Annotated in this window: 14 protein-coding genes; 9 read left to right on the top strand and 5 right to left on the bottom strand. The window is 40.6% G+C overall.

Annotated features, from left to right (window positions below):
* Positions 1-166 precede the first annotated feature (166 nt).
* Complete coding sequence (locus JFV29_RS30995; RefSeq protein ID WP_274606923.1) at positions 167-298, top strand: hypothetical protein; 132 nt, start codon at positions 167-169, stop codon at positions 296-298.
* 51 nt (positions 299-349) lie between these two features.
* On the opposite strand, the gene rpoN is transcribed toward JFV29_RS30995, so the two are convergent.
* Positions 350-1723 carry an RNA polymerase factor sigma-54 gene (rpoN, locus tag JFV29_RS10515; RefSeq protein WP_201183066.1) on the bottom strand — a complete coding sequence of 458 codons (1374 nt, stop codon included), beginning with the start codon at positions 1721-1723 and terminating at the stop codon, positions 350-352.
* 388 nt (positions 1724-2111) lie between these two features.
* Here rpoN and JFV29_RS10510 point away from each other — a divergent pair, with 388 nt between their 5' ends.
* From JFV29_RS10510 to JFV29_RS10500, 4 genes are all read left to right on the top strand, one after another.
* Positions 2112-3437: an aminotransferase family protein gene (locus JFV29_RS10510; protein WP_201183064.1), complete on the top strand. Its 1326-nt coding sequence runs from the start codon at positions 2112-2114 to the stop codon at positions 3435-3437.
* 18 nt (positions 3438-3455) lie between these two features.
* A complete protein-coding gene (locus tag JFV29_RS10505) occupies positions 3456-4889 on the top strand; it encodes an aldehyde dehydrogenase family protein (protein ID WP_201183514.1) in 1434 nt (477 codons plus the stop codon).
* A 2-nt stretch (positions 4890-4891) separates the two neighbouring features.
* The gene (locus JFV29_RS30990; protein WP_274606922.1) at positions 4892-5023 is read left to right on the top strand and encodes a hypothetical protein; all 132 of its coding nucleotides are present in this window, start codon (positions 4892-4894) and stop codon (positions 5021-5023) included.
* A gap of 155 nt (positions 5024-5178) precedes the next feature.
* The gene (locus JFV29_RS10500; RefSeq protein WP_056522546.1) at positions 5179-6699 is read left to right on the top strand and encodes an aldehyde dehydrogenase family protein; all 1521 of its coding nucleotides are present in this window, start codon (positions 5179-5181) and stop codon (positions 6697-6699) included.
* A 209-nt stretch (positions 6700-6908) separates the two neighbouring features.
* Here the strand turns inward: JFV29_RS10500 and JFV29_RS10495 are convergent, their stop codons facing one another.
* Entirely contained in the window at positions 6909-8948 is a 2040-nt protein-coding gene (locus JFV29_RS10495; protein WP_201183062.1) for a molybdopterin oxidoreductase family protein, read from the bottom strand.
* A gap of 191 nt (positions 8949-9139) precedes the next feature.
* On the opposite strand from JFV29_RS10495, the gene putP reads away from it, so the two are divergent.
* From putP to JFV29_RS10480, 3 genes are all read left to right on the top strand, one after another.
* Positions 9140-10609 (top strand): sodium/proline symporter PutP, encoded by a 1470-nt coding sequence (gene putP, locus JFV29_RS10490; RefSeq protein WP_201183060.1) that lies wholly within the window; start codon positions 9140-9142, stop codon positions 10607-10609.
* A 157-nt stretch (positions 10610-10766) separates the two neighbouring features.
* Positions 10767-12041, top strand: coding sequence for an ATP-binding protein (locus tag JFV29_RS10485; RefSeq protein WP_201183058.1), 1275 nt, complete (start codon positions 10767-10769; stop codon positions 12039-12041).
* 51 nt (positions 12042-12092) lie between these two features.
* Entirely contained in the window at positions 12093-13229 is a 1137-nt protein-coding gene (locus JFV29_RS10480; RefSeq protein WP_201183056.1) for a DEAD/DEAH box helicase, read from the top strand.
* A 65-nt stretch (positions 13230-13294) separates the two neighbouring features.
* On the opposite strand, the gene JFV29_RS10475 is transcribed toward JFV29_RS10480, so the two are convergent.
* Positions 13295-13492 (bottom strand): hypothetical protein, encoded by a 198-nt coding sequence (locus JFV29_RS10475; protein WP_201183054.1) that lies wholly within the window; start codon positions 13490-13492, stop codon positions 13295-13297.
* A gap of 44 nt (positions 13493-13536) precedes the next feature.
* Positions 13537-14418, bottom strand: coding sequence for a DMT family transporter (locus tag JFV29_RS10470; protein WP_201183052.1), 882 nt, complete (start codon positions 14416-14418; stop codon positions 13537-13539).
* Positions 14419-14599: 181 nt separating this feature from the next.
* Between JFV29_RS10470 and megL the strand changes: the two genes are divergently transcribed.
* Positions 14600-15775 (top strand): methionine gamma-lyase, encoded by a 1176-nt coding sequence (megL, locus tag JFV29_RS10465; RefSeq protein WP_201183050.1) that lies wholly within the window; start codon positions 14600-14602, stop codon positions 15773-15775.
* Here the strand turns inward: megL and JFV29_RS10460 are convergent.
* Complete coding sequence (locus JFV29_RS10460; protein ID WP_201183048.1) at positions 15772-16200, bottom strand: hypothetical protein; 429 nt, start codon at positions 16198-16200, stop codon at positions 15772-15774. The genes megL and JFV29_RS10460 overlap by 4 nt on opposite strands.
* Positions 16201-16279: the final 79 nt, after the last annotated feature.

Raw genomic sequence — 16279 nt, 5'->3', positions numbered from 1 at the left:
CTTTGTACCTTCATTCATGCTAGTGAGGAGAAAATTTGGTGATGCAGCTTTATACTTTTAATAATAAAAACAGGAAAAACAGTGAACAAATTTGACTCCAATCTTATCCTCTCTCGAATTACAATCCACTACGCATATTGAGTGTAGGCATGTGGAGAGGTTTGGTGTGATAGGGTATCATCGGGCTGTCGTTCTTCAGTTGCTTTTGATTGTATCGGTCAGGGTAAAGTCAGAGGAGAAGACGATAAATGGGAAGTCGTTCAAACTAGTGATGCCGTTTCCCGATGTTAAAGTTTAACTATAAAGAGAAAAAAACTAGCTGTACTTTTACACAGCTAGTTTTTTTATTTCAAAATCTCCGGCGTTTAGAAGATCCAGGTATACCGAGGTCTTCACGGTATTTTGCGATGGTCCGACGGGATATTTTGGTCCCTTCATTTTCAAATATTTGACAAATCTTTTGGTCAGAAAAAGGCTTTATTTTATCTTCATCGGCGATCAAGACTTTTATTTTTTCTTTGATGGTAATAGTGGATTCGGTTTCTTGGCTGTTCACTCGGTTTAAGCCTCTAGTAAAGAAGTTCCTTAATTTGAAGAGGCCTTGCGGCGTTTGGATATATTTATTGCTCGTGGCCCTGCTGATTGTTGATTCATGAAGCTGGAGTTTTTCGGATATATCTTTCAGTGTCATAGGTTTTAATCCAGCAATCCCTTTCAAGAAAAAATCCTGTTGTTCCTCTACAATTGTTGCTGTCACTTTGTAAAGGGTCATTTGCCTTTGTTCAAGACCTTTAATCAGTAATTGAGCATCATTTAAGTGATTTTTGACGTAATCTTTAGCTGGATCGCCCGGCTTAGTCGCTAATATATTCGTATAGTAATGATTGATTGATAGTTTAGGTGCGAAACTATCGTTAACCGTAATCAGATAGCCATCCTTTTCTTTTTCTACGAATACGTCCGGAACGATGTAATGAGTCATATCGTTAGAAAAATGACTGACGGGACGGGGATTTAACGTGCGGATAAAATCTGATGCCTCTTGGACTTCCTGAATAGTTACTTTGTAAAGGTTGGCTATTTTCTTGTAGCGCTTTTCAGCTAAATCTGTTAAGTGCTTATCTATAATAGTGTACGCCAATTCATTATAATGCTCATGCTCACGCAGCTGAATGAGTAAACAATCAGTCAAATCTCTGGCACCCACTCCGATGGGGTCAAGGGATTGCAGAACTTGAATCATGTCTTCAATTTCTTCTATAGACACGGAAAAAAGAGAGGCTGCCCAAACTGCATCCACTTCAAGAAATCCATATTCGCTTAAGTTTCCAATTAAAAATGCGAGGATCTTTCTTTCAAGAGGTTTCAAGAATTTCAGCATACTCACTTGTTCTAGTAAATGATTTTCTAGTGTTTCTGTTTTTACTGAATAATTATTGATCGGGTTATAATCACTGTCTCCATTGAATCCTTTACTTATAGCCGAAGATCCTCCTGCCTGAGTGTTTATTTTATTTGTACGTATACCGGATTCAGAGAGAGAGGCGAGAGGGTCTTTAAATGTTTCGGTTATTTCGAGAACAGGATTTTCGTTAGCCTGTTGGTGTAAAAAATCTATAAGTTCATGTGCAGAATATTGTAGAATATTGATCGATTGCTGTAATTCAGGGGTCAAAGCTAACTTCAAAGTTTGCTTTTGATACAGTTCAAAGCCTACCTGCATTTATATCAACTTCTTTCATTTTAGATTAACCGAGGGCTCAAAAGGGAAATGCAAATGTTATTACCATGATAATAATACAAATTTTTAGAAAATTCAATAATTTATGTCAGGTTATGTAACATCATTAAGAAATTAAATACAAAAAACGACAATATTAGTAAAAAAGTATTAATTTTTGTTGATAAATGGAAATTTAAATATGTTTGATTTGAATATGAATCGATTGATTTATATTCGAATCAATATGCGCTATTTTTGATTTATTTATGAATCATTTTCTCTTTGAATACTATTATATAAAGCTCATATACTTTGGCATGCATCTTGCTATATAAATACGTATAGCAAATGATAAAAAAATCTATTAAGTGAGAAGGGTGTTTTTTAGATGATTAAAGAGAAGACGGGGATTCAGGAATTAATCGATTTGGATAAAAAGCATTTTATTCATCCGACTACAGCAATTGCACAACAGCAGGCGGATGGTCCAAGTTTCATTTTTACAGAAGGTAAAGGAATATATCTTACGGACATCACGGGTAGAACTGTCATTGATGGCATGGCCTCACTTTGGAATGTGAATATTGGGCATGGACAAGAAGAGTTGGCTGAAGTGGCGAAAGAACAGATGGCAAAGTTGGCGTTTACTTCAAGTTTTGCTACCTTCAGCAATGAGCCGGCTATTCGTTTAGCGGCTAAAATTGCTTCTATTGCGCCTGGGGATTTGAATGCAGTTTTCTTCACTTCAGGTGGATCGGAATCAAATGATACGGCAATTAAACTTGCTCGTCACTACTGGATTTTAAAAGGCCAGCCTAATCGTCAAAAGATTATTTCCCGCTCGAAATCTTATCATGGGGTGGCTATGGGAGCGACAAGTGCAACTGGCTTGAAACCATTCCGTGACTTCACGAATTCCATTGCTCCGGATTTTTGTTATGTAGATGGTTCTTCCATTGAAGAGTTGCGTAAGGTCATTGAACAAGAAGGGCCAGAAACGATTGCTGCATTTATCGCGGAACCGATTCAAGGAGCTGGCGGTGTGAATCTACCTCCTGAAGGCTATTTTAAGGAAGTAAGAGAGATTTGTAATGAATACGGCATTTTAATGGTAACAGATGAAGTCATTACAGGCTTCGGAAGAACAGGTACGTATTTTGGAATTGAGCACTTCGGTGTTGTGCCAGACATGATGTGCTTTGCAAAAGGTGTGTCGAGCGGATATGCCCAGTTAGGTGGCGTGGTCCTTAATGATAAGATGCATCAGGATTTTATAGCCCTGTCTAAAGGCACGCTTTTACATGGATACACATACAGTGGGCACCCAATGGCTTGTGCTGTCGCCTTGAAAAATATTGAAATTATTGAACGCGAAAACTTAATAGAAAACTCGAAACAGCGTGGCGTAGAATTGCTTGAGGGCTTTAAAAAGCTACAAAGCAAACACCCGATTATTGGGGATGTTAGAGCACTTGGTCTTATTGGAGGCATTTCTATTGTCAAAGATAAACAAACCGGGGAAGGCTTTGAAACACAGCTAGCACCAAGACTTGTGGCTGAAGCTGCGAAGAATGGTTTAATTTGCCGGTCTGTTACGTTTGATCAAGATACACTCGTGTTTGCACCACCTTTAATCATAACTAAATCAGAAGTCGAAAGAATAATTGAAATCCTGGATGAAACATTTACAGCTGTCGAAAAAGAAATTTTATAAGAGGTGATAAGGATGGTAATGACGGAAACTCTGAAAAAGAAACTATTTATTAATGGAAAATGGCAAGAAGCCCAAAAGTTCACGACACTAAAGTCTCCCTATAGCGGGGAGGTTTTAGCGGAGATTCCGGCTGCTACCCCTGAAGAGGTTGAGTTGGCGATAGACTCAGCTTATCAAGCTAGAAAAGCAATGGCTGCTCTGCCAAGTCATAAACGGGCTGCCATTCTTGAAAAGCTTGCAACTCTTTTGGAAAGCCGTAAAGATGAGGCAGCTGAAATTATTGCTAAAGAGGCAGCGAAGCCGATTAAAACAGCGATAGGAGAAGTCTCTCGGACGATTGCCACATATAAATTTGCAGCAGAAGAAGCAAAGAGGATTCATGGAGAAACATTAACGATGGATGCGACAGCTGACGGGGAAGGTAGAATTGGTTACACCGTACGCGAGCCAATTGGCGTAGTGGGTGCAATTACTCCTTTTAATTTCCCGATGAACCTGGTAGCTCATAAAGTCGGACCAGCCATTGCTGCTGGAAACCCGATTGTCTTGAAACCTGCGAGCCAAACGCCACTATCATCGCTATTGTTAGCTGAGCTATTAGCAGAAACAGATCTTCCTGATGGAGCGTTTAATCTGATTACGGGAAGCGGTTCGGTAATTGGTGATAAATTAGTGACTGATTCACGGGTGAAGAGCATTTCATTCACCGGAAGCCCTGCTGTAGGAATCGGTATCCGTAACAAGGCAGGCTTGAAGAAAGTGAGTCTTGAACTTGGTTCCAATGCAGCGGTTATTGTGGATAAAGGGATTGATATTGATAAGATTGTCCCACGCTGTGTAACGGCAGCATTTGCTTTTCAAGGGCAAGTCTGTATTTCCTTACAACGAGCATATGTTCATGAAGAGGTGTATGACGAGTTTGTAGAAAAATTCTCTGAGGCAACGAAGGGACTAATACTCGGCGATTCTTTGGACCCGGCAGTGGATGTCTCAGCGTTAATAAGCGCTGGTGATGTAGAACGCAGTCTGGACTGGATCAGTGAAGCAAAACAGTACGGTGCCGTTGTTGCAGCAGGAGGTAAATCTGAAGGGAATATCCTGCATCCTACTGTCTTACTGGAAGTGGATGCGAAGCTTAAGGTATCCTGTCAGGAAGTCTTTGCTCCTATTGTTTTGATCAATAAGGTGTCGTCGGTTGAAGAAGCAATTGATTTGGTCAATGATTCCGAATTTGGCTTGCAGGCAGGGGTTTATACAGACAATATCAATTTGGCCCTTACTGCAGCTGAAAAACTGGAAGTCGGTGGCGTTATCATAAATGATATCCCAACATATCGCGTCGACAACATGCCATATGGCGGAGTCAAAAAAAGCGGGATGGGCCGTGAAGGGTTAAAGTATGCGATTGAAGAAATGACGGAAATGAAGCTGGTCATTTTTAATCGGAATTAATAATGAAAAAGTATGGAGATGAGCAGCTGCTCATCTCTTTATTTTTGAGAAAATATATTTCTTCTACATATATTTTTTATGATTCTTTTAATAGAAATAAAGAGGTTGTGGCGAAAGTAGAGAAGATTGACTGAAGTTATTATGCAAAAATGAATAGATAATTCACGATTGAATTTATATGGGACAGGGAAGAGAAAGAAAATGCGATTTACCTAATATTCCAAACTGGCATGAATCTTGCTTATATCTTGTATATAGGTAGATAACTTAAAACCGAGGAGGAATTAAAATGCAGGAAACTTTACAAAATAACACACAAAAAGAAGGAACGGAAGCACTAGACTTAAAGATGTTTATCAATGGGGAATGGGTGAGTTCGACTTCGGGTGAAAAAAGGGATGTATTGAATCCGGCTACGGGAGAAGTTATTGCTACAGCTGCAGAAGGAACACAGAAGGATGTAGATGCAGCGGTTGAGGCAGCTAAATATGCTTTCTATGAAGGAGGCTGGTGGGGAACTCCGGCAGTGGAGAGAGCCAGACTTTTATTCAAAATTGCCGATAAATTAGAAGAAAAAGCTGAAGAACTAGCTGCTTTGGAAACGTTGGATAATGGAAAACCATTGCGCGAAGCTCGTTTTGATATAGATGATGCAGCAGCCTGTTTTAGATATTATGCAGGGTTAGCTACTAAACCGACAGGACAGACGTATGAGGTGCCTGACGGTCAGCAAGCAATGGTCGTCCGGGAACCAATCGGTGTTTGCGGGCAAATCATTCCTTGGAACTTCCCTTTGTTGATGTCAGCCTGGAAATTGGCTCCGGCGCTAGCTGCAGGAAATTCCGTCGTTTTCAAACCATCAGAAGTAACACCAGTAACGGCTGTTAAACTATTCGAAATCTTGGAAGAGGTCGGAGTACCCAAAGGTGTCGCAAACCTAGTATTAGGGGCAGGACCAGTTGTCGGACAGGCCATTGCTGAACATGAGGAAATCGATAAAGTGGCCTTTACAGGCGGAACAGCAACAGGCCGTAAAATCATGGAAGCATCGTTAGGGAATTTGAAAAAAGTGACTTTGGAGCTTGGTGGGAAATCCCCTAATATCGTATTTGCAGACTCTGACTTTGAGACTGCTGTTGATTACGCTTTATTCGGGATATTCTGTAACCAAGGACAAGTATGTTCAGCGGGCTCTCGATTACTTTTGGAAGAGTCCATTTATGATCAATTTATTGCAAGTCTTACCGCGAAAGCGAAACAAATTAAAGTGGGGTCAGGTTCTGATGAAAAAACTCATATGGGACCAGTCGTTTCTGAAGCCCATATGAACAAAATTTTATCGTATATCGAAATTGGAAAAGAAGAAGGAGCCAAATTAATCGTTGGTGGGAACCGGATTAAAGGAGAGGGCTTGGAAAATGGGTACTTTGTTGAACCAACGATTTTTGTTGATACAACACCTGAAATGCGTATCGTGCAGGAAGAAATTTTTGGACCAGTACTTGTTGTTCAAAAGTTCAAGGACGAGGCAGAAGCTCTTCGACTGGCCAATGACACGAAATATGGTTTAGCTGGAGCGGTGTTTACGAATGATATCGCTAAGGCGTACCGTGTAATCAAAAAAGTACGTGCTGGTATCACGTGGATAAATTCTTATCACCCAACATATAACGAAGCTCCTTGGGGTGGCTTCAAACAAAGCGGAAATGGCCGTGAGCTAGGTACTTTCGGATACGAGGCTTACACAGAAGTGAAGCAAATTAATAACAACTTGGATATTCAACCAACAGGATGGTTTGATGAAGAGTAAAAATAGCTAGATGAAAAGGCTGTTCCTTAAGGAACAGCCTTTTTGTGGAAATGAAATTCTAGAAACGTAAATATAACTCCAGAATCGTAGATAAACTCCAGAAATCGAACATATTTTAAAAAATGCACTCAAAATAAAATGAATAATAGACACTTTTCAGTAATGAGTATAAATCATGATAATCAATCAAATCCGATACGACTATAATTTCACAGTTTTAAAAGATCAACCCGGCCTGAAAAGAAAACGGCGCCATTTCCCATATCTGCCACCCTGTCTGGAGTAAGGGCATTGATATGTTGCTTTGTTTCAGGTGTGTTCTGCCATAAGCCTTGGCTGACAAGAACACCGGCTAACACATTTTCCCCGGGAGCAGCAGTTAGCACACATTCACCGCGCTCGTTCCAGATACGGACCATATCTCCTGTATCTATTCCTAATTTTAGGGCATCTGCCGTATTCATGTGTAGTTTCGGTTCTTTTTCCATAGAGATATGTTTTTCGTTATTGGAAAAAGTTGAATTCAAGAAATTGTGATTAGGTGCTGGTATGAATAAAAATGGCAGGTCACTGTCTTTGACGATTGGCATATACGTTGGTAGCGGTTCGTATCCATGCTTCTTCATCTGTTCAGAATAGAGTTCGATTTTGCCGCTCGGTGTCTGCAGTTTACCCGGGAACAGCGGACTCATCTTGGCTTTGACAAATTGACTTTCTGAAAGGGATTCATAAGTGATTCCTTCTAAATACGGGTTATCTGGAAAATTGAGTGCCTGGCGTATCATATCATCCTCTGAATCTCTAAAAGCTGGTTCTTCAAAGCCCATACCCCGGGCTAACAGTTTGAATAATTCGACATTTGATTTCGACTCTCCATACTTTTCCACTACAGGTTTTTGTATTTGGACGTAATTATGCCAGTATGAATTATAAAAATCCTCCGTTTCATAAGATGAAGCAGCAGGCAGGACGATGTCAGCATACATTGCCGTTTCGGTTAAGAATAAATCATGGACCACAGTAAATAGATTTTCTCTCATCAGACCTTCCTGCACTTTATTCGCATTCGGAGCGACAAGGGCTGGATTGGAACTGTATATAAATAAGGAAAGAATCGGGTTTTCTTTTTCTAAAAGGGCTTGACCGATTTGGTTCATATTAATGATACGTGTTGTTTTATCCTTCAAAAGGTCAGGACGTCTTAGGGCGTTTGTATTAAAAGCCAGGTATCCTGAATTCCCCTTTATCGCGCCACCGCCCTTCGAAAGCCATTGACCGGTAAGTGCAGGAAGGCAGGCGATGGTCCGTACGGCCATGCCGCCATTATCATGGTGCTGCAGACCGTTGCCTATTCGAATGAATGAAGGAGTCGTGCTACCGTACATTCGTGCTAACTCATATAGATCATCAATCGGAACACCAGTAATCGCTGAGACGGTGGCAGGGTCATATTGGCGGACATGCTCGCACAATTCAGCTGAGCCCACAGTGTATTCATCTAAGAAAGGTTGGTCGACTAGATTTTCAGCATATAAAATATGCATTAAACCGAGAGCGAGAGCACTATCTGTTCCGGGCAGAATAGGAATGAACCAATCGGCCCACTTTCCAGTTTGGTTTTTATGTACGTCAATGACCACAACTTTTGCCCCGTTTTTTCGGGCCTGCTGGGCAATTGTTACTTGGTGCATATTTGTGCTCACAGCGTTAATGCCCCACAGGATAAAAAGCTTTGTTTGAATCGTTTCTTCCGGGTCGATGCCGAACGAACCACCCATCGTATAGTTATATCCAACAGAACCGGCCGCGTTACAAATGGAACGTTCAAGTCTGCTTGCCCCGAGCTTATGAAAGAACCGACGATCCATTCCTTCTGCACTGAGGTTTCCCATGTTTCCATAAAAGCTGTAAGGAAGGATGCTTTCTGGGCCATGCTGTTCAATTAAGTTTTTCCATGTTGAAGTGATTGTGTCAATGGCTTCCTCCCAGCTGATTGGAACAAAATTCCCTTCTCCTTTTGAGCCGATCCGCTTTAATGGCTGCTGAAGACGTTTGGGGTCATATATGCGAGCTGTCATGTTTCGGACTTTGTTGCAAATATTTCCTTTAGTAACAGGATGGTTAGGGTCTCCTTGCACCTTAATGATTTTCCCATCTTTTTTGTGCAAAAGTAAGCCGCATTGATCAGGACAATCAAGAGAGCAAACTGAGGGAAAGACTCCATCTGGTTGATTGATATAGGGTTGCATGGCGTTATTCCTCCTTATTATCTAATCTTATATCTTGCATCGATAATCTATTTATATCTTAATTATTATTGAATGTGAAATAGTAGATAGTTGCAAGAACTTCTTAACATATGATTTTTTTCTGATAAGCTTACAAGATAAAAATGAACCTTTTTTATCACAAAATGAATAAGTAATAGGAGGATATATTTTTGGATTATGGAGTAATAATATCTATTGGAATATATATGGCAGGTATGCTATTAATTGGTTATTTAGCTTATCGAAGAACTGCCAACTTAACCGATTATATGCTTGGAGGCCGCAACTTGGGCCCGGCTGTAACCGCATTAAGTGCAGGGGCTTCCGATATGAGCGGATGGCTGTTAATGGGTCTTCCTGGTGCGATGTACATAAGCGGCTTAAGTGCCGGGTGGATTGTTGTCGGCCTGTGTGCAGGGTCTTATTTAAATTGGTTATTTGTAGCGCCACGACTTCGGACATATACGGAAGTGGCCGACAATTCGATTACGATACCGGACTTTTTGGGAAATCGGTTTAAAGATAGTTCTCGAATATTAAAAGTGGTATCAGCCTTAGTCATCTTAATCTTTTTCACCTTTTACACCTCTTCAGGTATGGTAGCAGGTGGGGAGCTTTTCCGAACTGCTTTTAATATGGATTACCGCTGGGGCATCTGGCTGACAGCGAGTGTTGTTATTCTTTATACATTATTTGGCGGTTTCCTTGCGGTTAGCTGGACGGATTTTGTACAAGGTACGATCATGTTCATTGCCTTAATTTTAGTCCCTGTTGTCACGATTGTAAATATTGGCGGCTGGGATCCTACTATTAATGAAATAAAATCGATTAATCCGAATTTATTACATGCTTTTGAAGGAACTTCAACTATTGGTATTATATCGTTGCTAGCATGGGGTCTTGGTTATTTTGGTCAGCCTCATATCATCGTACGATTCATGGCGATTTCATCTGTGAAAGAATTGAAAAGCGCACGACGAATCGGTATGGGCTGGATGATTTTCGCTATCGTAGGAGCGATGTTTACGGGCTTGGTCGGAATCGCTTATTTTAATCTGACAAGCGGACCTCTAGGGGAAAAAAATGCCGAGTCTGTCTTCATCATTCTGGCTAAAGAACTATTTCCTTCTTTAATTACAGGCTTCTTATTAGCAGCGATTTTAGCCGCGGTCATGAGTACGATTGCATCTCAACTGTTAGTATCGGCAAGTGCGCTGACTGATGATTTCTATAAGCAGTTTATTCGCCCGAATGCATCGGATAAGGAATTAGTGCTGGTTGGACGATTTGGTGTATTAGCGATATCTGCTATTGCCCTTATTTTAGCTTTCAACCCTAGTGGTACGATTCTTAAATTGGTCGGTTATGCCTGGGCTGGGTTTGGAGCAGCATTTGGACCGGTCATTCTGTTAAGTCTTTACTGGAAACGGATGACGAAATGGGGCGCGCTAGCAGGAATGATTGTGGGTACCGCAACCGTGATCGTGTGGGAAATGATTGATAAATTTGCTGAAGTCTATGAAATCATCCCTGGATTTATTGCTGGTACAATAGCAGTCGTGTTTTTTAGCCTGTTATCAGCCAAACCTTCTAAAGAGATAGAAGAGGATTTCAATCAAGCTGTAAAAAATCTCTCTTGATTATTGACGCTGCTCAATCAAATGGGCGGCGTTTTTTATATGATAAATAACCAAAATATATGGTACAATATCCGTAAAGTCCTTATGTGTAAAACATGAGGACTTTTTTTGAGTGGTTTGGGTATAATAAACCAAAAACAACTACAAAGGATATAAAATGAACCAGTCTCATAAAATTGCAATTAAAGTAGCTATTATATATATAATCATTGGGGTCTTATGGATTATCATTACAGATTCCTTCTCGATGACCCAGGCAAAAGAAGATGTCCAGACATATGCGATGTTTCAGCATTCCAAAGGGTGGATGTTCATTTTCATTACCGGGATTTTTTTATATATTATAATCCGATATTGGACTGGGAAAATGTTGCGCTCCCAACAGGAATTTAATCTTAAGGATGAGCAATATCAGTCGCTGTTCAAGCATAATCCGGATTGTGTCCTTGAATTGAACCTCGAAGGAAATGTCGTTTCAATTAACCCGGAGGCTGAAAAGCTGTTAGGTCACCAAAGTGACAACTTGAAGGGTAAGAATGCCAATCATCTCATCAACTGGAATGAAAGTGAAAAAGTATCTGTTTTCTTTACACAATCCCTTCAAGGAGAGGCTGTTAAATTCGAAACGACCATCCAGAATATGAGTGATGAAAAGCGGATAATTCGTGTAACTTTTTTGCCAATTATTGTTCAAACGGAAATGCTTGGAGTATATGCAATCGTCAGGGATATTACCGAATTGCGGCGAGAAGAGGAATTGATGATCATGTCTGAAAAGTTATCTGTAATCGGACATCTGGCTGCTGCCGTCGCACATGAGATAAGGAATCCGCTAACATCGCTAAAAGGGTTCGTGCAGTTAATGGATATGACGAAAGAAGTCAACCCGATGCATTCTGATATCATGTTAAAGGAAATTGATCGAATTAATATTATTTCGAGTGAGCTGCTGGTTCTCGGGAAAAAACAGGACGTTGCTTTATGTAAAATTGATCTTGGTGACTGTTTACAACAAGTATATACGTTAATGAAAGCAGAGACGAATTTGAATAATATTGAGATGGGGTATCAGGTAAAAAAAGCCGAGCCGGTTTATATTATGGCTGATTCCATCGAACTTAAACAGATGGTCATTAATATTGTCAAGAATAGCATTGAAGCGGTTAGTGATAATGGGAATATAGACATATCCTTGGATGTCATTGATGATCATGCTGTAATCAGTGTGAGTGATAATGGAGTAGGTATGGTGCCTGAACGCTTGAAACGAATCGGTGAACCTTTTTATTCGACGAAGGAAAGGGGCACAGGAATCGGACTTGCAATCTGCCAGAAGATTATTCACCGCCTCGACGGAGAGATGCATTTTGAAAGTGAGAAAAATAAGGGAACCACGGTTACAATTCGGATTCCGTTGGCTACTACGCTTTAACAAATGGTACTATAGAGTATATGAAAAGTTTTTTTATTAAAGGAGAACGATATGAGCGAATTACCAGCATTAGTGAACGATAGAAAGCCATTTATCCAGGAGGCCTGGAAAAAATCTGGCTTCGGCCAACTTACTCCGATTCAAACGAAAGCGATTCCTGTAATTGTACAAGGAAAAGACATCATGGCTGAATCACCCACGGGAACAGGAAAGACACTTGCTTATTTACTGCCATTGCTTGAAAAAATAGATCCTGATAAAAAATCTCCCCAAGCTTTAATTTTGGCGTCATCACGTGAATTGGTCATGCAGATTAATGAAGAAATTCGGATTTGGTCAGAAGGAAGCGGTATTTCAGGTGCAGCATTCATCGGTGGAGCTAATGTAAAACGTCAGTTGGACAAACTGAAGAAGCATCCACAGGTCATTGCTGGAACACCAGGACGGATTTATGAATTGATTGCCCAAAAGAAATTGAAGATGCACGAAGTAAAAACAATTGTCCTCGATGAAGGTGACCAATTAATTATTCCCGAGCATATGGGAACGATTAATAATATTATCAAAACTACGCTTAAAGACCGCCAAATCATGGTGTTTTCTGCAACTCTACCAGAGGAAACGGAAAAAGTGGCTCGTGGATTCATGAACGAACCAGAAATGATCAAGGTCGATAAGCATGAAAAAATGGAGTCAAAAGTAGACCATCTTTACTTTGTTGTTGAGAGACGGGAAAAGTCCAAGATTCTTGAGAAAATCACGAGGCTGAAAGATGTGAAAGCTCTTGCCTTTTTAAACGATATCGCAGAGCTGAGCGTCTTACATGAAAAGTTGAGTTATAAAGGCGTTGAAATGGGTGTCCTTCACGGTGAATCTAATAAAGTAGACCGTGAGAAAGCGCTGCGCAAGCTTCGTTCAGGTAAATCTCCGATGTTGATGGCAACAGATGTGGCGGCTCGCGGACTTGATATTAAAGGACTGACAGCCGTCGTTCATATTGATATGGCTGAAAACATTGACCAATATATTCATCGATCCGGGAGAACAGGGCGTGCGGGTGCAAATGGCACGGTTATCTCAATTGTAACGGAAAGAGAAGAGCGAGAATTGAAAAAAATGGCACGTGAACTTGAGATTCCGTTAACGAAAGTAACATTCTATGGTGGAAACATCGTAGTCGAAGAATAATTTTTGAATGTAGAGATGGCCATTTAGGCTGTCTCTACTTTTTTTATCAAGACTAGGCAGATGTATTAATACATACCCTCTAAACCAATCATTAACGTCATGAATAAAATATAACAAAGAACAGCTCCCAAAATCGTTTGGTTATGAATACTTTTACCTGCTTTTAGATTTTTCAAAAGTGAAACCATATTACGAAAACACATAACGCTTATTGATGGGATAACGAACAAGTGTATAAACAATAGAGTATCATCTCCACTCATTTTCTTGTTCCCTCCTACAGTTAGAGTATATTTTGAAGAACACTCTACATGGACTTTTCTATTGTCGCAACTTGATGGGATGTCCAGTTAACCAGAAAGATCCCTACGAAGATGAGTGAACCACCTAACGCAACGTACCAGTGGATCGGTTCATCTAGCAAGATGAAACCAGATAAGACGCCAAAAAAGGGAGCTAGAAATAGAAAGGCACTCGTTTTGGCGGAATCTCCTTTTTGTAGTAGGAAAAACCAAATTGAAAATTGTACGATAGAAGCCATAATGGCTAGCCATAATAAAATGAGCATGGATGCCGTTGTGATTATGAAAAAGGGCTGTTCAAAAAGATAAGAGCCAATTAGCAGCAGTAACCCTCCGCATAGCATTTGATAGGCTGACATGACCCAAGTGTCGATTGCGTGTCCCCAGTTTTTCATCAACAGGGTGGCGAGGGACCAGGAAATGGCTGACATCAATCCGAGAAGGGTTCCTGTTTTTAAATCAAGATGTGCCCCCATTGTGATAAAGACACCGATAAATCCTAGGAAAACCCCTGCCCATTGCTGTGGGGCGTATCTTGTTTTACAAAAGAGCGTTCCAAAAATGATAACTAATAAAGGATTCATAAACGTCAAAATCGAAAGTTCCCCTGCTGAAATGGTCCTAAGGCCTACAAAGATGCAGCCCATGACACCAGCTGTCTGGAATAAACCGATGATAGCCAATTTAGCACAGTCTATGGTCTTGCTTGGATGAGGTCGTTTGATGAGTTTAACAATTATGGCCATGATCAAACCTGCAAGGATAAATCTTATGGCTGCAAGCAACATGGGAGAAGTATAAGCTAATCCTATTTTTCCGATAGCGAATGACGAACCCATTAAAGCAGTCGTTAAAATGACAAGTAAACCAAAAATGACTTTGTTCATCGTTTCCCCTCCAAAAATCCTTATCTATGAATAGTGAAAATTAGTATTGAATGATTGTGAAATTATAGCATTTTGCTGAAGATAGGAGTTTAATAATGAGTGGAAAACACAAATGAAAACGCTTCCTTTATATGGGGTATTGACATATGATAGAAATAGACATTGGTGAGGAGGAGACGGTATGGCAGAGAAATATAAGCATATTGAAACGGCAGTAATTCATGAAGGATATGACTCGAAGGAGCATTTAGGAAGCTTAACAACACCACTGTTTCAAACCTCAACATTTACCTTCGAAACGGCCGAGCAAGGAGAAAGACGTTTTGCCGGTTTAGAAGATGGATATATTTATTCGCGTCTTGGAAATCCAACGGTACAGGTGCTTGAAGACAAGATTGCGGCATTGGAGGGCGGGGAAGCAGGGCTTGCTTTCAGCTCAGGGATGGCTGCGGTATCGGCTGTGCTTTTTGCATTAACTAAAACAGATGACCACATCTTGTGTTCACAAGGATTATATGGTTGTACGTTTGGCCTCCTTCAGTTGATGAAAAGTAAATATCGTATTAATCATGATTTTTGTGATATGGATACAGAGGAACAGTTAAGGAAGATGATCCGCCCAGAAACAGCCTGCATCTATGTGGAAACCCCTATTAATCCGACAATGAAAATGATTGATTTACAAATGGTCATGAAAGTCGCGAAAGAATGCAATGTACCGGTTGTAGTCGATAATACTTTTTCGACACCTTATTTACAGAAGCCTCTTGACTATGGCTGTGATGTCGTACTTCATAGTGCGACGAAGTATCTTTGTGGACATGGAGACGTCGTTGCAGGTCTTATAGTTGGAAAGAAAGAGTTTATCAATCAGGTAGCGGTAACGACTCAGAAAGATATCGGAGGAATTATTTCGCCGTTTGATGCGTGGCTACTACTGCGGGGGTTAAAGACTTTACCAGTTAGGATGGACCGGCACTCTGCCAATGCGTGGGAAATCTTTCGGGAGCTGAAACAGCACCCCCAGGTGAAGAATGTATATTATCCAGGGGATACTAGTTCTCCGGCCCATTATATAATGGAAAAACAGATGAAACATGGTGGAGGCCTTATCTCCTTTGAATTGCGAGGTACGAAGCAGGATGCCCAGAAATTCCTGAATAACTTGAGACTTATCAAAATAGCTGTCAGCCTAGGAGATGCCGAAACATTGATTCAGCATCCAGCTACCATGACTCACTCGGCAGTTCCTGAAGAATCCAGACATCAAATGGGTATCAGCGACCAGCTTATCCGCCTCTCAGTAGGCCTAGAAGCTTGGCAGGACATCTGGCACGATCTTCAGCAAGCCTTTTAGATGGAGTCAGACCCTATTTCCTGGTTTTTTTTGATGAAAATGGTGAAGGATAAGATAAGGATTAGAACAGCCAGGATGTAGGATAAAGTGGTGATTGTCGGGTAGAGTGTGCTGTTCCGTACACCAATGCCGATGAACGCCCAGACGAAGACAAGCGGATAGCACCAATCCCGGTTTTTAACTGCGAAGACAAAGGCCAGGATTGTTGCTGCAATCATCATGACAAACGTCCAGGTTACATTAGATATCTCAAATCCTTTCCAGCTAATATAGGTGAGATAGTAAGAAATGTCAGCGATGGCTGTGAAGCTTACCCAACCTAAATAAATGGAAATAGGGAATAGGTAGAAAGAGGCATGCTCCACTTTTTTAATGTTTGTATAAATGACAATCAAGTTAATCAAAAGCTCAATAATAATGAACACTAATTTTACTTATTTAACCATTTTGAGCACATAGGAGGTTTTGAAGAAAAATATGTACATTCTTCCTTATACATAGTAA

Origin of the sequence: Peribacillus sp. TH16, from assembly GCF_016651095.1 — a bacterium.
Classification (GTDB): domain Bacteria; phylum Bacillota; class Bacilli; order Bacillales; family DSM-1321; genus Peribacillus; species Peribacillus butanolivorans.
The sequence above is the reverse complement of the archived record's forward strand: the minus strand, read 5'-3'. Positions and strand labels throughout refer to the sequence as shown.